This window comes from Yoonia sp. 208BN28-4 (assembly GCF_037543925.1).
Lineage (GTDB): Bacteria > Pseudomonadota > Alphaproteobacteria > Rhodobacterales > Rhodobacteraceae > Yoonia.
The window spans coordinates 21,827-42,923 of sequence record NZ_JBBIFY010000002.1; the positions used below are offsets into that span (position 1 = coordinate 21,827).

22 protein-coding genes are annotated in these 21,097 nt (G+C 59.0%); 12 read left to right on the forward strand and 10 right to left on the reverse strand.

Annotated elements, in window-relative coordinates:
• Positions 1-117 precede the first annotated feature (117 nt).
• Positions 118-546, forward strand: coding sequence for a DUF1801 domain-containing protein (locus V8J84_RS06185; RefSeq protein WP_339929157.1), 429 nt, complete (start codon positions 118-120; stop codon positions 544-546).
• Between the two features lie 4 nt (positions 547-550).
• Here the strand turns inward: V8J84_RS06185 and V8J84_RS06190 are convergent, their stop codons facing one another.
• Positions 551-1,465: an MBL fold metallo-hydrolase gene (locus V8J84_RS06190; RefSeq protein ID WP_339929159.1), complete on the reverse strand. Its 915-nt coding sequence runs from the start codon at positions 1,463-1,465 to the stop codon at positions 551-553.
• A 140-nt stretch (positions 1,466-1,605) separates the two neighbouring features.
• Between V8J84_RS06190 and gltX the strand changes: the two genes are divergently transcribed.
• Together gltX and V8J84_RS06200 are read left to right on the forward strand one after the other, a co-directional pair.
• Entirely contained in the window at positions 1,606-2,925 is a 1,320-nt protein-coding gene (gene gltX, locus V8J84_RS06195; RefSeq protein WP_339929161.1) for a glutamate--tRNA ligase, read from the forward strand.
• 64 nt (positions 2,926-2,989) lie between these two features.
• Positions 2,990-4,378 carry an MATE family efflux transporter gene (locus tag V8J84_RS06200; protein WP_339929163.1) on the forward strand — a complete coding sequence of 463 codons (1,389 nt, stop codon included), beginning with the start codon at positions 2,990-2,992 and terminating at the stop codon, positions 4,376-4,378.
• Here the strand turns inward: V8J84_RS06200 and V8J84_RS06205 are convergent.
• The 3 genes from V8J84_RS06205 to V8J84_RS06215 are packed head-to-tail and all read right to left on the reverse strand — an operon-like array spanning position 4,349 to position 8,081.
• Positions 4,349-4,894 carry a gamma-glutamylcyclotransferase family protein gene (locus V8J84_RS06205; RefSeq protein ID WP_339929165.1) on the reverse strand — a complete coding sequence of 182 codons (546 nt, stop codon included), beginning with the start codon at positions 4,892-4,894 and terminating at the stop codon, positions 4,349-4,351. The genes V8J84_RS06200 and V8J84_RS06205 overlap by 30 nt on opposite strands.
• Positions 4,891-7,395, reverse strand: a complete 2,505-nt coding sequence (locus V8J84_RS06210; RefSeq protein ID WP_339929167.1) for an ABC transporter permease — start codon at positions 7,393-7,395, stop codon at positions 4,891-4,893. The genes V8J84_RS06205 and V8J84_RS06210 overlap by 4 nt, the downstream gene beginning before the upstream one ends.
• On the reverse strand, positions 7,392-8,081 hold the full coding sequence (locus tag V8J84_RS06215; RefSeq protein ID WP_339929169.1) for an ABC transporter ATP-binding protein: 690 nt from the start codon (positions 8,079-8,081) through the stop codon (positions 7,392-7,394). The genes V8J84_RS06210 and V8J84_RS06215 overlap by 4 nt, the downstream gene beginning before the upstream one ends.
• Here V8J84_RS06215 and V8J84_RS06220 point away from each other — a divergent pair.
• Genes V8J84_RS06220 through V8J84_RS06230 form a run of 3 tightly spaced genes read left to right on the forward strand, consistent with a single transcriptional unit; the run spans position 8,080 to position 9,595 of the window.
• Entirely contained in the window at positions 8,080-8,763 is a 684-nt protein-coding gene (locus V8J84_RS06220) for an arylesterase (protein ID WP_339929171.1), read from the forward strand. The genes V8J84_RS06215 and V8J84_RS06220 overlap by 2 nt on opposite strands.
• A 1-nt stretch (position 8,764) precedes the next feature.
• Positions 8,765-9,352: an SOS response-associated peptidase gene (locus V8J84_RS06225; protein WP_339929173.1), complete on the forward strand. Its 588-nt coding sequence runs from the start codon at positions 8,765-8,767 to the stop codon at positions 9,350-9,352.
• 39 nt (positions 9,353-9,391) lie between these two features.
• Entirely contained in the window at positions 9,392-9,595 is a 204-nt protein-coding gene (locus V8J84_RS06230) for a dodecin family protein (protein WP_339929175.1), read from the forward strand.
• Between the two features lie 60 nt (positions 9,596-9,655).
• Here V8J84_RS06230 and V8J84_RS06235 read toward each other — a convergent pair whose 3' ends face one another.
• Complete coding sequence (locus V8J84_RS06235; protein WP_339929177.1) at positions 9,656-9,862, reverse strand: cold-shock protein; 207 nt, start codon at positions 9,860-9,862, stop codon at positions 9,656-9,658.
• Between the two features lie 278 nt (positions 9,863-10,140).
• The gene (locus V8J84_RS06240; protein WP_339929179.1) at positions 10,141-10,347 is read right to left on the reverse strand and encodes a cold-shock protein; all 207 of its coding nucleotides are present in this window, start codon (positions 10,345-10,347) and stop codon (positions 10,141-10,143) included.
• Positions 10,348-10,607: 260 nt separating this feature from the next.
• Here V8J84_RS06240 and V8J84_RS06245 point away from each other — a divergent pair, with 260 nt between their 5' ends.
• Entirely contained in the window at positions 10,608-11,129 is a 522-nt protein-coding gene (locus V8J84_RS06245) for a PhnA domain-containing protein (protein WP_445285966.1), read from the forward strand.
• Positions 11,130-11,162: 33 nt separating this feature from the next.
• Complete coding sequence (locus V8J84_RS16800; protein WP_445285957.1) at positions 11,163-11,714, forward strand: REP-associated tyrosine transposase; 552 nt, start codon at positions 11,163-11,165, stop codon at positions 11,712-11,714.
• A gap of 31 nt (positions 11,715-11,745) precedes the next feature.
• On the opposite strand, the gene ettA is transcribed toward V8J84_RS16800, so the two are convergent.
• Both ettA and V8J84_RS06255 read right to left on the reverse strand, forming a co-directional pair.
• Positions 11,746-13,401, reverse strand: a complete 1,656-nt coding sequence (ettA, locus tag V8J84_RS06250; protein ID WP_339929183.1) for an energy-dependent translational throttle protein EttA — start codon at positions 13,399-13,401, stop codon at positions 11,746-11,748.
• 18 nt (positions 13,402-13,419) lie between these two features.
• Positions 13,420-15,246, reverse strand: a complete 1,827-nt coding sequence (locus tag V8J84_RS06255) for a putative bifunctional diguanylate cyclase/phosphodiesterase (protein WP_339929185.1) — start codon at positions 15,244-15,246, stop codon at positions 13,420-13,422.
• 191 nt (positions 15,247-15,437) lie between these two features.
• On the opposite strand from V8J84_RS06255, the gene mgrA reads away from it, so the two are divergent.
• From mgrA to dacB, 3 genes are read left to right on the forward strand one after another with little or no spacing between them, the layout of a single operon-like run.
• Entirely contained in the window at positions 15,438-16,472 is a 1,035-nt protein-coding gene (gene mgrA / locus V8J84_RS06260) for an L-glyceraldehyde 3-phosphate reductase (RefSeq protein WP_339929187.1), read from the forward strand.
• A gap of 4 nt (positions 16,473-16,476) precedes the next feature.
• Positions 16,477-17,070 carry a nicotinate-nucleotide adenylyltransferase gene (locus tag V8J84_RS06265; protein WP_445285958.1) on the forward strand — a complete coding sequence of 198 codons (594 nt, stop codon included), beginning with the start codon at positions 16,477-16,479 and terminating at the stop codon, positions 17,068-17,070.
• A gap of 58 nt (positions 17,071-17,128) precedes the next feature.
• On the forward strand, positions 17,129-18,625 hold the full coding sequence (dacB, locus tag V8J84_RS06270; protein ID WP_339929191.1) for a D-alanyl-D-alanine carboxypeptidase/D-alanyl-D-alanine endopeptidase: 1,497 nt from the start codon (positions 17,129-17,131) through the stop codon (positions 18,623-18,625).
• Positions 18,626-18,678: 53 nt separating this feature from the next.
• Here dacB and V8J84_RS06275 read toward each other — a convergent pair whose 3' ends face one another.
• Together V8J84_RS06275 and V8J84_RS06280 are read right to left on the reverse strand one after the other, a co-directional pair.
• Positions 18,679-18,864, reverse strand: coding sequence for a PLD nuclease N-terminal domain-containing protein (locus V8J84_RS06275; protein ID WP_339929193.1), 186 nt, complete (start codon positions 18,862-18,864; stop codon positions 18,679-18,681).
• A gap of 66 nt (positions 18,865-18,930) precedes the next feature.
• On the reverse strand, positions 18,931-19,350 hold the full coding sequence (locus V8J84_RS06280; RefSeq protein WP_339929195.1) for a tellurite resistance TerB family protein: 420 nt from the start codon (positions 19,348-19,350) through the stop codon (positions 18,931-18,933).
• Between the two features lie 111 nt (positions 19,351-19,461).
• Here V8J84_RS06280 and V8J84_RS06285 point away from each other — a divergent pair, with 111 nt between their 5' ends.
• Complete coding sequence (locus tag V8J84_RS06285; RefSeq protein WP_339929197.1) at positions 19,462-21,027, forward strand: lysine--tRNA ligase; 1,566 nt, start codon at positions 19,462-19,464, stop codon at positions 21,025-21,027.
• The last annotated feature ends 70 nt before the right edge of the window (positions 21,028-21,097 follow it).

Consider the following 21,097-nt stretch of genomic DNA (forward strand, 5'->3'; position numbering starts at 1 on the left):
TGGTTAACGCCGCATCGGTGCACGCGCAGTGCACGTCCTGTGCACGTGCGGTGCACCGCCATTTTGCGCAGATTGGAACTCGTGTTAACCATGTCCCCACCTATCGGAGGGCATCTCATGGCTGACAACAAAACCGTCGCAACAGCGCAAAGCGTCACCGACTTTATCGCGTCAATCGACCACCCCGTGCGCCGCGCAGATGCTGAAACGCTCCATCAGCTTTTCCGTGACGAGACAGGTTGGACGCCGCGCATGTGGGGGCCGACGATCATCGGATATGGCGAATACCACTATACCTACGACACTGGTCGCGAGGGCGATTTTCTGGCGACAGGCTTTAGCCCGCGCAAGGCCAACCAGTCGATCTATGTTATGCCGGGATACGCCAATTTCCAGCCCATTCTGGACCGGCTTGGCAAGCATAAAATGGGGAAATCGTGTCTTTACGTCAATAAGTTAGCCGATATCGACCTCGACGTTCTGCGCGAACTGATCCGCGCGGGCTTGACCGACCTTGCTGCCAAGTATCCGGTCAAGCCCAGCTGATTTTTTACATCAGTTGATAGCTGTGCGGCACATAGTGATAGCCGCCTTCGCCTCGTGTTTCGATAAAGCCCAGACCGGGGAACGGCATGTGATAGCCGATCAGCGGAATACGGTCCGCTGCGGCCATGCCCATCACGCGCTTGCGGGTCGCTGCTGCTGCGGCCTTATCCTGATCAAAGCGCACTTCCCACTCCGGATAGGCCACTGACCAGACATAGTGGTTCGCGGTATCTGCCATCAAAAACAGCTGCTTACCGCCACTTTCCAACATATACCCCATGTGCCCCGGCGTATGCCCGAACGCGGCCATCGCCGTGATGCCAGAGCGCACGGCATCGCCGTCGCCAAGGAAAGACATCTTATCGGCAAGCGGGCGGACCTTGGTCTCGAACCCGTCATTTTCTGCCTGCGCCCATGCATCGTATTCCACCTGACCCGTGACATACGCCGCGTTCGAAAACGTCTCGGCGCCGCTGTCGTCGGTCAGGCCGCCGATATGATCGCCGTGCATGTGGGTCAGCACGACATGTGTGATCTGGTCTGGCGTGTAGCCCGCAGCGCTTAGCGCGCTTGATGTGCCCGCTGCATTCAGCCCTGTGTCAAACAAGATAACTTCTGCCCCGGTGTTGACCACGGTGGGCGTAAAGAAGAATTGGGTCTCGTCCGCGCTGATAAAGTTGGCGGCGCTCACCTCGTCAAAAGTGGCGTCATCAACATTCATTCCGAAAATCTCGTGCGGATTTTCCGTGGCGCGGCTTCCCGCAAGAAGCGTCGTGACCTTGAAGTCGCCCAGCACGAAATCACGGTGGGTCGGCATGGCAATGGCGGTGTGCCCATCTGCGGCGGCTTGGCCTGCCAGTGTGGCACCAAATGGCAGTGCGGCACCCGAAAGCAGGGTTTGGCGGCGTGTCAGTTTCATCTGTCTGTCCTCCTGTTTTGAAAGTCTGACTAGGATGTAGCGCTTGGCCGCGCCGTGACGACAAACACCTGCTTGATCGTGCGCAATATGGACAAAGCTGCTGCGCCGTGACAGATGAACCTCCTGAAATGGAGAGCCCCATGACCACAACACGTTTCGCCCCTTCGCCAACCGGCTGGCTGCACATCGGTAACCTGCGTGCCGCCCTGTTCAACTATGCCATCGCGCGGCAAAACGGCGGCACTTTCATCCTGCGTATCGACGACACCGACCCGGAGCGGTCAAAGGATGAATACGTGCAGGGCGTGAAGGATGATCTGACATGGCTCGGCTTTGATTGGGACCGCGTGGAGCACCAGTCGGCCCGTATGGAGCAGTATCACGCGGCCAAGCAAAAGCTGATCGATATGGGGCGTTTGTACGAATGTTTCGAGACGCCGGTCGAGCTTGACCTGAAGCGTAAGAAGCAATTGAACATGGGTAAGCCGCCGGTCTACGATCGCGGGGCGCTGGCGTTGTCCGAAGATGAAAAGGATGCCTTGCGTGCCGAGCGCGGGTCGCACTGGCGGTTCAAGCTGGATCACGAGCGGATTGAATGGACCGACGGCATTATTGGCGACATTTCCATTGATGCGGCTTCGGTGTCTGACCCTGTGCTATTCAAAAATGACGGGCAAATCCTCTATACGCTGGCATCGGTGGTGGACGACACAGAGTTCGGGATCACCGATGTCGTGCGCGGCTCTGATCACGTAACGAACACGGCGACGCAGATTCAGATCATGCAGGCGCTTGGCGGATCAATTCCGCGCTTTGCCCACCATTCGTTGCTAACTGGTCCGCAGGGCGAGGCCTTGTCCAAACGGCTTGGCACTTTGGCACTGCGCGATCTGCGTAAAAACGGCGTTGCGCCGCAAGCGATCCTGTCCTTGATGGCCCGCCTTGGATCGTCTGATCCTGTCGAACTGCGTGCGGACATTGATGCGGTTGTCGCTGGGTTTGACGTGTCCAAATTCGGATCGGCCCCGACGAAATTTGATGCCGAGGACCTGTGGCCGCTGACTGCGCGGTATTTGGGCACGTTGGACCATACTGAGGTTTCCGAAACGCTGGACGCCGCTGGTGTGCCCGCAGACCTGCAACCGGCCTTCTGGCAGGTCGTGCGTGATAACATCACCAAACTGGATGACGTGGCTGGATGGTGGGCGTTGTTCCGTGATGGTGCGACACCACTGGTTGCTGATGACGACCGCGAATTTGTGGCGCAGGCCTTTGATATGCTGGGTGATCCACCCTACACCGCTACCACGTGGTCAGATTGGACAAGTGCTGTCAAAGACGCCACGGATCGCAAAGGTAAAACGCTATTCATGCCACTGCGCCAGGCGGTCACAGGCTTGCAGCGTGGTCCCGAAATGGCCGACGTCATGCCGCTTTTGCAGGTGAAGCCAAAGCTCTGACCTCTTGCTAAGCTTGCGCGAACCTGTTCCCGTGGCGACGACCCACAGGAACAGGCCGCAGCACATGGCAGAGACGCAGGCAAAATTCGTCACCGGAAATCTGTTTCGGCACATTACCGTGATGTCGCTGACCGCCTCGGTTGGTCTGATGGCTGTGTTTGCCGTCGACTTTATCGACATGATCTTTATCGCGATGCTGGGCAAGGCAGAGCTTGCTGCTGCGATCGGATATGCAGGCGCAATCCTGTTTTTCACGACATCCTTCGGGATCGGCATGGCCATCGCGGCGGGGGCTTTGGTCGCGCGGGCTTTAGGCGCGGGCGAGGTGGAACTGGCCCGGAGACGCGCCACCAACGCGCTGATCTGGGGCGTCGTATTCGGCGCTGTTTTTGCGGGCGTGGTCTGGATGAACCTTACCAGCCTATCGGCGCTGATGGGGGCCAGCGGTGAGACATTGGCGCTATCGGTGCTTTACCTTCAGATCATCGTGCCATCGCTGCCCTTTTTGATCGTCGGCATGGTCGGCGGCGCAATTCTGCGCGCTCACGGGGATGCGCGACGCGCGATGATGGCGACCCTCTGGGGCGGATTAGTCAATGCCGTGCTGGACCCGATCCTGATCTTCGGGTTTGATCTTGAACTGACCGGAGCTGCACTTGCCAGCGTGGCCGCGCGCCTTGTCATTGCCTATGCTGCGCTGCAACCGCTGCTGAAACACTACGGCGGATTTGATAGGCCCACTTTGAACACGTTGACCATTGATTTGCGGCCCATCGCGGTCATCGCATTTCCGGCGATCCTGACACAGCTGGCCACACCGGTCGGGCAAGCCTATGTCACCCGCGTCATGTCAGAATATGGCGAGGATGCGGTAGCGGGCCTTGCCATTGTCAGCCGGATGACGCCGCTGGCCTTTGGCGTGTTGTTTGCCATGTCTGGCGCCGTCGGCCCGATCATCGGCCAGAATGCAGGTGCGGGAAATGCCGCCCGTGTGCGGGGCGCGTTCCGCGACGGGTTGATCTTTGCGGGGCTGGTCGTGGCATTGATGTCATTGCTGTTGTTTCTATTGCGCCCGCAGCTTCAGGCGCTGTTCCAGCTGGACGGTTTGGCGCTTGTACTGGTGTTTCTGTTTGCCGGACCGCTATCGCTTTTGTTCTTCTTTAACGCCGTGATTTTCGTGGCCAATGCCGCGTTCAACAATCTTGCGCATCCGTTTTATTCTACATGGGTCAACTGGGGCCGCCACACGCTTGGCACGGTGCCGTTTGTCCTTTTGGGGGCCGCGTGGTTTGGTGCGCCAGGTATTCTTGTGGGGCAATACGTGGGCGGGGCGGTCTTTGCAGTCATCGCCTTCGTGCTGGCGCAGCGCGTTATGGCGACGCCTGCCGCTGGCGATCAGGACCCATACGCCCGCCAAAGCAGACTACTCAGCCTGTTGCACCTGCGCCGGTAGCAGGGCGATGTGCCTGTCGACAAGAGCCGTTTCTGCGGCATCCAGCGTCTGGGCTCGCGGATAAATCGGGTCCGTGCGATCGTTCAGGATCGGGCGCGCCCATCCGTCTGTGGTGGCGAAAAAGCCAGCGACACCGTCCGCGCCAAACGATCTGAAATAGCCCTGCACCACAACGTCCAGATAGCTCAACAGTATGGGATAAGGCCCGCTTAAGGGGGCAGTGATGTTCTGGGTGATCTGGTAGATCGACAGGCCCTCACGCCCCGCAACCTGATCCCGTTGATACGCTGCCTCGCGAGCATCCAGAGCTGCCCAGTCACCATTTGGCACGGTGGCCGCAATGCCGCGCAGCGTTGTGTCAGGGCAGGGCGTGACCGACAGGATCGCAAGCTGGCGGTGCGTGGTATCACGCCAGATACGCCGCCAGCCTGTCACGGTGGTCATCTGCGGGTCCGCGTAATCATGGGTCGCCAGATTGACGAGGCTCCCATACCCAAAGAAGGCCGGATCGGTCATTCGCGCGCGCGCAGCACCTGCGCCGGTTTGGCCCGCAGCGGCCTGATGGCAAAGGCAAGCCCCGCCAGAAGTGATGCCATGATCCCGCCGCCGATGATCAGGAACGCGTTGGACCAGACCACGTTAAACGCCGTCTCCATGATGTATGTGGACACGGCCCAGCCGCCTAAGATACCCGCGCCCAAGGCGACAGCACCCGCTGCAAAGCCCAGCAACGCGGCGCGAAGTGCAAAGCTTGCCAGAATGCGCCCGCGCGATGCTCCAAGCGTTTTCAGCACAGCCGCTTCATACGTGCGCGCCCGTTCGCCTGCAGCAGCGGCACCGATCAGCACGAGGAACCCCGTCAGCAGTGTCACCAAAGCGCCATAGCGCGTGGCCTCGGCAATGCCGCCGACGATTTGGACGACCTGATCAATCGCATCGCGGATACGGATCGCGGTGATGTTGGGATAGGCTGATCCAAGATCGCGCAGGATCTGCGCCTCGGCCTCCGGCGTGGAATAGACGGTTGAAATCCAGCTGTGCGGCGCACCGGCCAAAGCGCCTGCATTCATTGCCAGTACAAAGCCGATGCCCGCGTCTTCAAAGCTCACCTCGCGAAAGCTGCTGATCGTGCCGGTAATGTCGCGGCCCAGCACATTCACGGTCATCACATCGCCAATCGACAGGCCCATCTCGGCGGCCTCTTCTGCGGAAAAGCTGATAAGCGGCGGTCCAGCGTAATCGGCAGGCCACCATTCGCCTTCGGTGATGATGGTTCCGTCAGGGATTTCATCCGCGTAGGTGATCCCGCGATCACCCTGAACGACCCAGTGATCGTCGGCGAACGTCGCGGCGTCGGTATTGTTGATTTGCGTGATAATCCCGCGCAGCATCGGGGCCGTTTCAAACCGGCTGACGGCAGGGTCGCTTTCAAGGCGCTCGGTATAGCCGTCGATCTGGTCGGGCTGGATGTCGACAAAGAAATAGCTTGGCGCGTCTTGCGGTAGTTCCTCGGTAAACGCGGCGCGCAGGTTGGCGTCGATCTGGCCAACGGTGGCCAACACGGCAAGCCCAAGACCCAGTGACAAAACGACAGATGTGCTTTCCCCGCCGCGGTCGCCGATGGCCCCCAATGCCCACCGCCAGATCGGGCGACCACGCGCAGCACGTTTGGACCGGCGGGCAATAAAGCGGGCGATCAGCGCCGCGATGACAAGGATCAAAAGCGCGCCGATAATGCCGCCTGATGTCCAAAGCGTTAGAAACGCATTGCCCGAGAACCAGATGGCCGCACCAATGAGCGCGGCGACCAGAACCGCCGTGGCAATCAGATAACGCAGCGCGGGAAAGCCCTTCGCGCTGGCCATCGCGTCGCGAAACAAGGTTGCGGCGCGAATATCTTCGGTGCGGGCCAGCGGCCAAAGCGTGAAGATCAACGCGGCGAGGACGCCATAGAGCGCCGCCTCGGCCAACGGGGCGAATTGCAGCGTAAATTCTGCTGGAATGGGCAGTCGCGCCTCGATGATTGGGGCGAATATCAGCGGCAGTCCCCCGCCAAGGATCAGGCCAAGCACCACGCCGACTACGGTCAGCACCGCGACCTGAAGGAAATACGTCAGAAAGATCGTTTGCCGTGTGGCGCCCAGGGTTTTGAGCGTGGCGATTACACCGGTTTTGCCAGCCAGATAGGCCCGCACAGCCGCCGACACGCCAACGCCGCCCACGGCCAACCCGCTGAGACCCATCAGGATCAAAAACGCACCGATGCGATCAACAAAGCGTTCTGTCCCGCCAGCGCCACGCCTGCTATCGCGCCAGCGCAGACCGCTGGATTCAAACTGCGCTTCGGCGGCGTCCTCTGTCGCTTGCAGGTCGGTGCCTTCTGGAAGGTCCAATCGGTATTGTGTGGAAAACAGCGTGCCTTCGACGATCAGGCCAGAGTTCGCCAGATCATCCGTCAGAACAATCGTACGCGGGCCAAGGCCAAAACCGCCCGCGGCGTTGTCAGGATAACGCTCCAGCACGGCCCGCAAAGTGAACGCCTGCTGGCCCAGCGTGATCTGGTCGCCGACAGACAGCCCCATCCGGTCCACCAGCAAACGCTCCATCACTGCACCTTGATCTGCGAGCGCATCGGGCAGGGGGATCGGCGGATCAAGGGTGACCTGTCCAACGAGTGGATAAAGGTCATCCACAGCGCGGACCTGCGTCAGCGCGCGATCATCTCCCGCCACGGCCATCGACCTGAAATCAACGGTTTCGGACACCTGATCGGCGATGCCGTTCAGCCACGCCAATTCATCATCGCGGGCGAAACGATAGGTAAACTCAACCTCCGCATCGCCGCCCAGAAGGGAAGCGCCCTCACGCTCAAGTCCCGCCTGAATACCAGCGCGGACCGTGCCAACGCCGGCAATCGCGGCGACACCAAGTGCGAGGCACGCCAGAAACACGCGAAACCCGCGCAAGCCACCGCGCAATTCGCGGCGGGCAAATTCGGCGGCGAGTGACAGGCTCATTCGGCAGCCTTCAGCGCGGTGTCGATCCGCCCGTCACGCAAGCGCACAACGCGATCGCAGCGCGCCGCAAGGTCATTGGCATGTGTCACCATGATCAGCGTGGCACCGTGGCGGTCGCGCAGATCAAACAGCAAGTCGATGATGGCCTGACCGTTGGTTTCATCAAGATTGCCTGTGGGTTCATCCGCCAGCAAAATTTTGGGCCGCGGGGCAGAGGCGCGGGCGAGCGCCACGCGTTGCTGTTCGCCACCGGACATCTGGCTGGGATAATGGCCCGTGCGATCAGCCAGACCAACGGCGGCCAGTTCCGCCTCGGCGCGGTCAAACGCATCCGCGACACCGGCCAGTTCAAGAGGTGTTGCCACGTTTTCCAGTGCCGTCATTGTCGGGATCAGGTGGAAAGATTGGAACACCACACCCATATTATGCTTACGAAAGCGGGCCAGCCCGTCTTCGTTGCGGGCGGTCAAGTCCTCTCCGAGGGCTGTTACCGTGCCAGATGTTGCCTGTTCCAGACCGCCCATCACCATAAGGAGCGACGATTTGCCAGAGCCAGACGGCCCCACCAGACCAAGCGTTTCCCCTTTTGCGACGTCCAGCGTGATGCCGTGCAAAATATCGACCATCCCCGCATTTCCCTTCAGCGACAGGGACACATCGACAAGCGACAAAACAGGATCAGACATGAGATATACTTTCCGCGAACAGGTTGCCTTTGGATATGGGGCAATGCGCGCGCTTCGCAACCTTGGCGCTGCATTGTTGATCGGGACAGGGGCCGCGCAGGCTGACACCGTGGTCATTGCGGCGCTAGGCGACAGCCTGACGGCGGGCTACGGATTGCCTACGGCGGACGGGTTTGTGCCGCAGTTGCAAGACTGGCTGGACGCGCAGGGTATTGATGCAGAGGTGCGCAACGCGGGCGTGTCAGGTGACACCACGGCAGGTGGCCTGTCGCGCACCGACTGGACACTTACACCAGAGGTGGACGCGATGATCGTGGCCCTGGGCGGCAATGATTACCTGCGGGGGCTTGATCCGGCGGTCAGCCGCGCCAACCTACGCGGTATCCTGGAAAAAGCGCAGGCGGCTGAGGTGGATGTGCTTTTGGTCGGGCTTGTGGTAGGCGGCAACTACGGGCTTGATTACAAACAGGATTTTGAAGGTATGTATGCCGATCTGTCAGATGAGTTTGACACGTCGCTATTCCCAAGCTTCTTCGCAGGCCTACAGGCTGCCGCAGGGATGCAAGAGGGCGTGGCAGAATTCATGCAAGCCGACGGAATTCACCCCAATGCCGAAGGGGTCGCCGTGATCGTGGATGCGATTGGGCCCGCGGTCGAAACACTCGCAGAGGCGGCGGACTAATATGCCGGGGCGGCTGTTTCTGACCCGCGATCTGGGGTTGACCGCATTGCCGCAGCCGCCGCGCCATAACATCGCGCCGGGCCAAGACGTGGTGACGCTCACCACCCAAGGGTCGCAGATGATGCGGTGGGGCATGATCCCCGTTGGCCGCGTGAACGCGCGGGGCCGTCCGGTGATGGAGACCATCATCAACGCGCGATCCGAGACCGTGTTCGACAAGACCGCCTTTGCAGACGTGAAACGCTGCGCTGTGCCCGCAGACGGTTGGTACGAATGGACGGGCGAGGCGCGGCGCAAAACCGCTTGGGCAATCAGCGCCAAAGATGGTGCATTGCTATACTTCGCCGCGATCTACGACATCTGGACCGCACCCGGCGGTACACAACTGGCGCAGGTCGCCACGCTGACATGCCCGCCCAACGCCGATGTGCGCGATATCCATCACCGGATGGGGGTCATCCTGACAGCCGCGCAATTGGACATCTGGCTGGGTGACGATCAGGAAGCGGCCACAATGTTGATGCGCCCGATGCCTGACGGCACATTGCAGGTGGCAAAAGCCGATGATGTGGACTGGACCGCGCCTTAGGCCTAGGCTGTGCCCATTCCATTCATGAAAGGTCACAAAATGTCAGTCGCAAAAGTCACGGAAATCATTTCCTCGTCCACCAAATCGTTTGATGACGCCACCGAAAACGGGATCAAGCGGGCCTCAAAGACACTCAAGGGGATCACAGGCGCGTGGGTGGCCGATCAGAAGGTCACCGTCGATAATGGCGAAATATCGGAATACCGCGTCGTCCTGAAAGTGACGTTCGTTCTGGACGACTAAGCCCCAGAACGCAAAAGGCGCGGGTAAATCCCGCGCCTTATCAACTTTCGGATCGTGCCTTTAGGCAAGCGCGAGATTAATCGCGCTTTCGCGGCCATCGCGGCCTGCTTCGATGTCGAATGTCACTTTTTGGTCGTCTTGCAGTCCGGTCAGGCCCGAACGCTCAACAGCTGAAATGTGCACAAAAACGTCTTTGCTGCCGCCATCGGGCGCAATAAAGCCGTAGCCTTTGGTTGTGTTGAACCATTTGACAGTGCCGGTAGCCATGTCGATTTTCCTTCAAATGGACCGCTCGCTTGATTGCAGCGGCTTGGCCTACATTCCTGGATCGAAGGCCCAATCCGAATGTGTTGCCGGATGAAGGAGCAGTGGTCGATAGAGGTAACGTCGCGTCAACATGCTACGCAATGGGATATCCAAAATCAACAAGTGTGACCGATTGAAACAGTTCCGGTTAAGTCACTGTCCGCCAATGCGAAAAACCGTATAGGCACAAAAAAGGGGCGCCCGCAGACGGACACCCCAACGTCTTGAAGCCCTAGGACTTAGGCCAGAGCGAGGTTCACTGCCGACTCGCGGCCATCACGGCCAGCTTCGATGTCGAAGGAAACCTTCTGGTCGTCCTTGAGGCCAGTCAGGCCGGAACGCTCAACAGCGGAGATGTGAACGAAAACGTCCTTTGTGCCGCCATCAGGAGCGATAAAGCCGAAGCCTTTAGTTGTGTTAAACCATTTCACGGTGCCAGTAGCCATCACGTGTTTTCCTTGTATTAGGCTGCCCGCATTGTGCGGCAGCTTGGCGAAGTCAGTGCTAGATCGGACTGTGGCCAGTAAGGAGAACAGTGGTCGAGATAGGTAACGTCTGCACTGCGCATATGGGGCCGCGGGCGCACAATAGCAAGGCAAATCGTTGAAACCGCGCTCGTCTGCGAAACTCCGCGCATCGGGGCTGTTGCTTGGCGCTGTGCCTTGCTAGGGCGGTCAGGCGATGAATTTGGCGCAAGGATATGATGATGCGGTGGGATGAATTGATGGATCGCGCGGGCGGCGTGTGCGAATTTTGCGGCGCGTCCGAAGGGCTGAAAGCGGTTGACGTCACCGATCAGGATCAGGCGCTGTTATGTTCCGTCTGTCGGGGAGGGGGCGAAGCAGAAGCTGCCCACTGGCGCTGTCTGGAAGGCGCGGCTTGGTCCGCAGAGCCAGGCGTGCAGATCGCTGTCTGGCGCAAACTGGGCGAGATTGACGCGGCTTGGGCGGTCGAGACGCGCGCCAACATGATGATGGAACCTGATGTTTTGGCCCGCGCCGAAGGGCAGGCCGAGGTTGTCCACCTTGACGCCCACGGCATGCCATTGGCCCACGGCGATACTGTTGTCTTGGTCAAGGATCTGGTCGTCAAAGGCGCGGGCTTCACCGCCAAACGCGGCACGGCGGTACGCGGCATCTCACTGGTGCTGGACAATGCTGCGCATATCGAAGGCAAGGTCGAAGGCCAGCGGATCGTTATTCTGACGGAGTTTGTGAAGCGGAAGTGATTGGTTAATTCTTCAGCGGCTACAGTTCGGCACATGCCAAACTATCGCAGACCAAATTATACAGGCGGAACGATCTTCTTTACCGTCTGCCTTGCTGATCGACGTAAGTCGCTGTTGGTCGATTATATCGAAAAGCTCAGGACAGCCGTATCCGAGACGCGCAAAGACAGGCCGTTTCAGATTGATGCGTGGGTCGTGCTTCCCGATCATATGCACGCTATCTGGACATTGCCGGATCGTGATCGCGGGTACGGTGTCAGATGGGGCGCGATAAAGTCGAAATTCACGCGATCGCTGCGCCAATCAGGTGTCCTGTCTAGGGATGCGATGCGTCATGCAAAACTGGCCACAGGCACAGCAGGCGTCTGGCAGCCAAGGTTTTGGGAGCATCACATACGAAGCGCAGAATCGTTTCGACGCTGTCGTCACTACTGCTGGTACAATCCGGTCCGGCACGGCTATGTCGACGCGCCGGAAGATTGGGAATTTTCTTCGGTCCATCGCGATTTGCGGAACGGGGAAAGGATAGAGGCGGCGGGGTATAACCCCGCCCTACTATCGCGTCCCGGATTGGTGGTATCGTAGGGCGGGGTTATACCCCGCCGCGCCGATCATCTTAGCGCACGAACTTCTTGTGCTTCATGCGCTTGGGTTCCATTGCGTCGGCCCCCAGACGGCGTTTCTTGTCTTCTTCGTAGTCCTCGAAGTTGCCTTCGAACCACTCAACATGCGCGTCACCTTCGAACGCCAGAATGTGCGTGCAGATGCGGTCAAGGAAGAAGCGGTCGTGCGATATCACAACGGCGCAACCTGCGAAAGATGTCAGCGCATCCTCCAACGCACGCAAAGTCTCAACGTCCAGATCGTTGGTCGGTTCGTCAAGCAGCAGCACGTTGCCGCCTGATTTCAGCAGCTTGGCCATGTGCACGCGGTTACGCTCACCACCCGACAGCAGACCGACCTTCTTTTGTTGGTCGCCGCCTTTAAAGTTGAACGCCGAGCAATAGGCGCGGCTGTTCATCGACGCATCGCCCAGCTCGATAATTTCGGACCCGCCGGTGATTTCTTCCCAGACGGTGGCATCTGGCGACAGCGCATCGCGGGACTGGTCCACGTAGGACAGCTTTACAGTGTCGCCATATTCGACCGTGCCTTCGTCGGGTTCGGCCTGACCGGTCAGCATGGAGAACAGCGTGGATTTACCCGCGCCGTTAGGCCCGATCACGCCGACGATGCCACCGGGGGGCAGGTCGAACGACAGACCTTCAACCAAGAGCTTGTCACCCATGGCTTTCTTCAGGTTCTCGACCTCGATCACTTTGGACCCAAGACGTGGTCCGTTGGGGATGATGATCTGTGCGCGGCCCAGCTTTTCACGCTCGGACTGGTTTGCCAGATCATTATAGGCGCTGATGCGGGCTTTGGATTTGGCCTGACGTGCCTTCGCGCCCTGACGCATCCATTCCAATTCACGCTCAAGCGTCCGCTGCTTGGACTTATCCTCTTTCGCCTCGCGCTCAAGCCGTTTGGCCTTTGCCTCCAGCCACGACGAATAGTTACCTTCGTGCGGGATGCCCGACCCGCGGTCGAGTTCCAGAATCCAGCCGGTGATCGCATCAAGGAAGTACCGATCATGGGTGACGATCAGGATCGTGCCTTTGTAATCAATGAGGTGCTGCTGCAACCACGCGATGGTTTCCGCATCAAGGTGGTTCGTCGGTTCGTCAAGAAGCAGCATATCAGGCGCTTCAAGCAACAGCTTGCACAGCGCGACGCGGCGCTTTTCACCGCCCGACAGCGTGGTCACATCCGCATCATCGGGCGGGCAGCGCAGTGCCTCCATGCTGACGTCGATTTGCGCATCCAGATCCCATAGGTTCTGTGCGTCGATCTCGTCTTGCAGCTTCGCCATCTCGTCGGCGGTTTCTTCGGAATAGTTCATCGCCAGTTCGTTGTAGCGATCCAGAATGCCCTTCTTTTCCGCCACGCCAAGCATCACGTTTTCGCGCACGCTTAACGCCGGATCAAGTTCGGGCTCTTGTGGCAGATAGCCGACGCGCGCACCTTCGGCGGCCCAAGCCTCACCAGAGAAATCCTTGTCCTGACCGGCCATGATCCGCATCAGCGTCGATTTACCGGTGCCGTTCACACCAACCACACCGATTTTCACGCCGGGGAGAAAGTTCAACCGGATGTTTTCAAAAACCTTTTTCCCGCCGGGATAGGTTTTTGAGACACCGTCCATAAAGTAGACAAACTGGTAGCTGGCCATCACATGCTCCGCCCTAGGTCAGGAATTTGCCCTTAGATAGCGTTGGCGTGGCACGGGGGCAATCGCGGAACGGTCGATTGCGGCGATCAGGTCAGGGCGCGATGTCAGCCACGGGATGACATCATCGGCGGGCATCGGTTTGGCGAGCCAGTATCCCTGAACAGTCTTTCCGCCGATCCCGATCAGCGTGGCGGCATCTTCATCCGTTTCGATCCCTTCGGTCACAACATAAAAGCCCAAATCCTCACAGAGGTCATGGATCATCGCGATGATCTTTGCGTCAGGACCGCAGTCGCAGATTTTACTGGTCATGCTACGGTCGATCTTTACGCCACCCACGGCCAGCGTGGAAAGATGCGCAAGGCCCGCGTGGCCTGTCCCGAAATCATCCAGCAAGGTCGTGAACCCCTCGTCAGCGAGGCGCTTGATCGTGGTCACCATGGGATTTACGCGGTCCTGATCATGTATCACGACGCTTTCCAGCACTTCGATCACGACTTCCTTTGCCGTGACATCCCGTTTTGCCATCGTGCCTGACAGTCGTGTGAAGAAATCAGGATGGCGCAACAGTTCGGCGGACCCGTTGATTGTAACCCTAACATTGTTTGGTCCGTGCGCATTCAGCTTTTGCTTCATCGCCAGCGCCGCCCGCATCGCACCGAAATCGACCTGCGCCATCAGGCCAAGTTTGCGGGCGACTGGCAGAAAACTGTCAGGCGGGATCAGGCCGAGCCGTGGGTGGTGCCATCTGACAAGTGTTTCCAGGCCCACGATGTCGCCTTCTTCCAGTGACATAATAGGTTGAAAATAGTAGCTGAGCGCGTCGTTTGAGACCGCCGTCATCAGTTCGCTCGATAGCAGGTCTTCATCGGTAATGCGTTTGTGCAGCGTGCTGTCGTAGATCGCGACAGAGCCTTGACCGATGGATTTCGCCTCGTACAGGGCGGCATTGACGCGGCGCATGATGTCCTGCGCCGTGATCGATGCATCATCCACCATCGCGGCCCCCACGCAGGCCTGTCCTGTGATGACCCCCTGACTGCATCGCAGCGGTTGGCCAATGGCTTGGGCAACGGATGCGCCGATGATCTGCAATTCGGCAAGAGACGTAATATCGGGACAAACCACCACAAATTCGTCACCCCCGATCCGCGCGGCCAGATCGGTTTTGCGGATCGTCTTGCGCAGTTGACCCGCGACGTGCACCAGCATCGCATCGCCCGCAGCGTGGCCAAAATGATCATTCAGCGTTTTGAACTTGTCCAAATCAACTTGCAGGATGCCAAGGTGACCAGCGCCTTTGCGGGCCAGCTGGTTGTCCAGAAACTGTGTCAGTGCCGACCGGTTGGCGAGGCTGGTCAGTGCGTCCGTGGCCGCCAGACGGGCAAGGTCGTCACGGGTGCGCATCAACTGTTCTTCTTTAGAGATCTGCTCGCTCACATCGCGGCAGGCCAGAATGCTGATCCACATCCCGTCAGGAAATTGATGGAATGACTGGTTGATCTGGTTCCAGAATATATGCCCATCGCCATGGCGATTGCGGAACAACGCAAGATCGTTCGCAGATGACGCCTGCGGATCATAACGGAAAGCGGCAATCTGGGCGGCAGAGGGCGTTTCATCTTCGGGCAGGCAGAACGACAGCGGATTGCGCCCCAGCATCGCATGAAGATCGCGGCCCATCAGCGCCGCATACGCAGGGTTGGCCCATAGGATGATGCCGTGCATATCCTGCAGAACGATGCCGTCGTTGCTGTGCTGGCTGGCGATCCTGAAAAAGCTGTCCTTGTGCGCCGCGATCAGATCCGCCGCGATGCCAAAAGTGATGCCGGGTTTTTTGTTCATCCTGTTATCCCCGGAGCCGTGTGCAATGGCGCGATCCCTGCGCGGTTAGCATCCGGCCCATCACGTTTTGTGCCTCATACGGTGGTCGGGATACGCGCAATCGGTGCAATTTTGGTTAAAGTGTTTTCGTCGCGCCGGAATTTGCCCTAAGTCCAAAAGACAGTGTTCAAATTTCACACGCAGGAGCATCCATGACTTATGTCGCCGCTGAAAACCGCTATGACCGTATGCAATATCGCCGTTGCGGGGCATCGGGGCTGAAACTGCCGGCGGTGTCGCTGGGCCTTTGGCACAATTTCGGGCACGACTTTCCGCACGAGACAAAGCGCGACATTTGCCTGACGGCGTTTGATCATGGCATCACGCACTTTGATCTGGCCAATAACTACGGCCCGCCGCCGGGATCGGCTGAGCATGCTTTCGGGTCGATCCTGAAGGATGATCTGAAACCGTATCGCGATGAACTTATTATCAGCTCGAAGGCGGGTTATCTGATGTGGCCCGGCCCATACGGCGAAATGGGCAGCCGCAAGTACATGATCGCATCCTGCGACCAGTCGCTGAAACGGATGGGGCTTGATTACGTCGATATCTTTTATTCGCATCGCTATGATCCCGACACGCCGCTTGAGGAAACGATGGGTGCGCTGGACACAATCGTGCGGTCAGGCCGCGCGCTTTATGCTGGTATCTCGTCCTACAACACCGAACGCACCCGCGAGGCTGTGGCGATCCTCAAAGACCTCGGTACGCCCTGCGTGATCCATCAGCCGTCCTACAACATGCTGAACCGTTGGGTCGAGCGGGACGGTCTGAAAGATGCGCTGCAAGAGCTTGGCGTCGGGTCCATCGCGTTTACGCCGCTGGCGCAAGGCATGCTGACCAAGAAATATCTGGGCGGTATTCCCGATGGTTCGCGTGCGGCGCAGGATAAATCGCTGTTCCCGTCGATGCTGACAGAAAACGCGATCACCAATATCCGCAAACTGAACGAGATCGCAGAAGGCCGTGGGCAGACGCTGGCCCAGATGGCCATTGCATGGGTGCTGCGCGGCGGGGGGATCACCTCTGCACTGATCGGGGCGTCAAAAGCGTCGCAGGTGATAGATTGCGCAGGCGCGGTGAATAATCTGGAGTTTACAGCCGACGAACTGTCCGAGATCGAAAAATACGCAGACGAAGAGCAGATCAATCTGTGGGCAAAGTCGTCGGAAATGGACAGCTAGTCTTATGCTTGGCATGCCAACCGCACGGCCGGGGCAGGTGATTGGCCTGCTGGGTGGATCATTTGATCCGGCCCACGCAGGCCATGTGCACATCACCAAGGCCGCGCTGGCAAGGTTCGGGCTGGATCATCTCTGGTGGATGGTCAGCCCCGGCAATCCGTTGAAGGAACGCGGCCCCGCACCAATGACCGAGCGTTTACAGGCCGCGCGCGCGTTGATGCAGGACCCGCGTGTCACCGTTACAGATGTCGAGGCCAAGCTGGGCACGCGCTATACGGCCCAGACGCTGCGCGCTCTGCAACGCCGCTATCCGCGCGTCACATTTGTCTGGCTGATGGGGGCGGATAATCTGGTGCAGTTTCACCAATGGCAGGACTGGCGCTGGATCATGGAAAACGTGCGCATCGGTGTGCTGGCCCGTCCGGGCGACAGGATACAGGCGCGGCTTTCCAAGGCGGCGCGGTTTTATCGCGGCGCACGGATCAGGGGGCGGGCGGCGCATGCGCTGGGCCGTCATCCGACACCTGTCTGGTGCTTTATCAACGTGCCTTTGTCCGAACAGTCATCCAGCGCGATCCGCGCTCGTGGCGAGTGGTGATATAACCGTGACCGCGTGGGGCGTTGCCCCTGTCGCGTGCATCTGATTAATAATCCCCATGACACTGAAACTGACCCGCCGCGCCTTGCTGACGACCGCTGTGTCCAGCGTCGCGACCCTTGCGCTTGCTGAAGCGCCTTTGACATCGCTGCGGCCAACGGCCCGCCCCGGCACAGATATGCCAATCCTTGCCCGGATCGGCACGGACGAAATGCTGGCCGACGCCAATCTGGGCGGTATCGTCGGCTTTGTCGTGGCGGATGCCGCCACGGGTGAGGTGCTTGAGGCGAACGAGGCGGACGCCGCCTTGCCGCCTGCGTCAGTCACGAAGGCGGTCACGGCGCTTTACGCACTTGAAATCCTCGGGTCCGATTTCAAATTCCGCACACGCGTTCTGGGCACCGCACCCGTTGTGGACGGGGTGCTGGACGGTGACCTGATCCTTGCGGGTGGCGGCAACCCGAATTTCCTGACCGACGATATGGTGGCGCTCGTTCAAAGCCTGAAGGACAGCGGCCTGCGCGAAGTGCGCGGCGACTTCCACGTCTGGGGCGAGGCGCTGCCCTATCTGGACGAGATCGACGAAGAGCAGCAGGACCACCTTGGCTATAACCCGTCGATCAGTGGCCTGAACCTGAATTTCAACCGCGTCCACTTTGAATGGAAGCGGCAGGGCGCGTCCTATGATGTGTCGATGGATGCACGGTCCGAGACGATCCGCCCGCGCGCCTATACCAGCCGGATGCGTGTCGTGGATCGCAGTCTGCCGATTTACACATACGCGCAGGCGGGTGGTGTTGACGAGTGGACCGTGGCGCGTCGTGCGCTGGGCGATGCGGGATCGCGCTGGTTGCCTGTGCGCAATCCGCGCCTTTACGCCGGCGATGTGTTTCAGACGCTGGCCCGCGCGCAGGGCATCGTGCTGAAGAACCCGCAGATCATTGATGACCTGCCAACCGCGACCGAAATCGTGGGGCACGATAGTGAAGACTTGCGTGCCATGATGCGCTCCATGTTGCTTTATTCGACCAACATCACCGCTGAGGGCGCGGGGCTGACGGCGACTGCCGCGCAAGCAGGGCAGGCGCGTGGCTTGCGCACATCTGCGCTGAGTATGACGCAGTGGGCACGTGCCAAGGCTGCCATTACCCCGACTTTCGCCGATCATTCTGGGTTGAGCGATCAATCCGCCATTTCCGCCGCCGATATGGCCAAACTGCTTCGCGCCCCCGGCGTTGACGGCATGTTGCGCCCGATCATGAAGCGGATCGCGATGACCGACGCCGAACGCCGCGAGATTCCCAACTTCCCCGGTGAGGTGCGTGCCAAGACAGGCACGCTGAATTTTGTGACAACGCTGGCCGGATATGTGGATACCGGCGGCGGGCGTGATCTGGTCTTTGCGATTTTCGCAGCAGAGCCAGAGGCGCGGGCGCGAGGCAAACTGACGCCTGACGAACAACCAGCGGGATCGGTCAGCTGGAACAGGCGGGCCAAGCGGTTGCAACAGCGGCTCTTGCAGCGGTGGACCTTGCTTTATGGTGCCGACAGCTGAAACGAAAAAGGCGGCCCAAATGGACCGCCTTTTCTATATTTGCTGAGGGCCGCTTATGCTGCGACAGAACCGCTACGTGGCCCTGCGAAATACCAGATGATCAGACCGACCACTGGCAGCGCGAGTATCAGAATGGTCCAAAGCAGCTTGGCACCTGTGCCAGCACCCGAACCCCAGACTTGCACGATCGCATAGATGTCCGCGATCAGGATCAGAAGACCTACTACACCATATTCCATTGTCATTCTCCGTTGATTTCCATTTGGAGACACAACGCAGACCTGCGACAAATAGTTCCAGTTTGGTTAAAGCGTCATGTGCCGTGCGCGCGAACCACGCTCGATCGCGGCGGCGTGCAGACGATCCAAGTTTAATTCTTCGCGGATTTCTTCCAGCATACGGGCTTCGGCACCCGCAATGCGCCCGTCCGCTGCGGCCACATCACATGACAGCGCATAGGCAGTTTCGAACAGCTTTTCGGGCAGGGATGCACGGATGATGTCAAACAGCGCCTCAAGCCCGTCTTCCTTGTCCAGAAGATCAAAGACCGTTTTGCTGACGCGCGGCAGGTGCTCTTCGTCGTATGCGGCAAAGACCGGCAGCATGTTGATGGCATTGCTGATCTTGATCAGTTCGGCGGTGCGGATATCGCTGTCGGCGGCTGATACAGTAATCATCAGCGCGACAAGCGCATCTTCGGCGGTAAGTGTGACGTCGTTATTCATGACTAAATCCTTAACTGCTGTCTTGGATTTATTGACGCCTGTGCGTCCGCGCAATAGGGAGTGCGCGTTAAAGGCGCGACAACGCCCCTTATTCCTGATGCGAGACATGACATGACCAATCTGCGCGATGCTGCAATGACCTCTAAGGCGTGGCCTTTTGAAGAAGCACGTCGTCTGTTGAAACGGTATGAGAAAAAGGCACCAGAAAAGGGCTATGTCCTGTTTGAAACGGGTTACGGCCCCTCCGGCCTGCCGCACATCGGGACCTTTGGAGAGGTGAGCCGCACCACGATGGTGCGCCGCGCGTTTGAGGTGATCTCCGACATTCCGACCAAGCTGATCTGTTTCTCGGACGATGTGGACGGCATGCGCAAGGTGCCGGGCAATGTGCCGAACCCCGAACTGCTGACGCAGCATTTACAGCGGCCGCTGACACGCGTGCCTGATCCGTTCGGGACGCATGAAAGCTTTGGTCACCATAACAATGCGCGTCTGCGGACCTTCCTGGATACCTTCGGTTTCCAGTACGACTTTATCAGCGCGACAGAATTTTACGGCTCTGGCAAGTTCGACGAAATCCTGCTGCGCGCGTGCGAGCGGTATGACGATATCATGAAGGTGATGCTGAAGTCCCTGCGCGAGGAGCGCCGCGAGACCTATTCCATCTTCCTGCCCATCCACCCCGAAAGCGGGCGGGTGATGTATGTGCCCATGAAGCATGTGGACGCCAAGAACGGCACGATCACATTCGACGACGAGACAGGGCAGGAGATGACGCTGCCCGTCACGGGTGGCAACGTGAAGCTGCAATGGAAGCCCGACTTTGGCGCGCGCTGGGCGGCGCTCGATGTTGATTTTGAAATGTATGGCAAGGATCACAGCACCAATACGCCGATCTATGATCGCATTTGTGAAATTCTGGGTGGCAAGAAGCCGGAACATTTCACTTACGAACTATTCCTTGATGCTGACGGTCACAAGATTTCCAAGACGTCCGGCAATGGCCTGACGATTGATGAGTGGCTGACCTATGCGTCCACGGAATCGCTGTCGTATTTCATGTATCTTAAGCCCAAGACGGCCAAACGGATGCACTTTGACGTGATCCCCAAGGCTGTGGACGAGTATCACCAGCAGTTGCGCGCCTATCCAACGCAGGATGACGCGGGCAAGTGCAACAATCCGGTGTTCCACATCCACGGTGCGGACGTGCCAGAGTCGGACATGGTCGTGCCATTTGCGATGCTCTTGAACCTAGCAAGCGTTTCGGGCGCCGAGGAGAAGGATACGCTCTGGGGCTTTATCCAGCGTTATGCACCTGATGCGTCGCCTGAACAGAACCCGCAGTTGGATCAGGCCGCAGGGTTTGCGGTGCGCTATTACAATGATTTTGTGAAGCCTGCCAAAACCTACCGCGCTCCCAATGATCAGGAGCGTGCCGCACTGGCCGATCTGGCAGACCGTTTGCGGGCTTGGGACGGTGGTTTGGATGCAGAGGAATTGCAGACGATGGTCTTTGCTGTCGGCAAAGAGCACGGGTTCGATCCGCTGCGCGCATGGTTCACAGCCCTTTACGAAGTGCTGTTGGGCGCATCACAGGGCCCGCGCTTTGGCGGGTTCATTGCACTTTATGGTGTGGACGAGACTGTCAGTCTGATCGAAAACGCACTAAAATAGCCTGAAATCTGGTGGGTCGCCCTTAAGGCGGTTCACCGATTCATCCCCTCGCGTTTACCGATCCTTCATT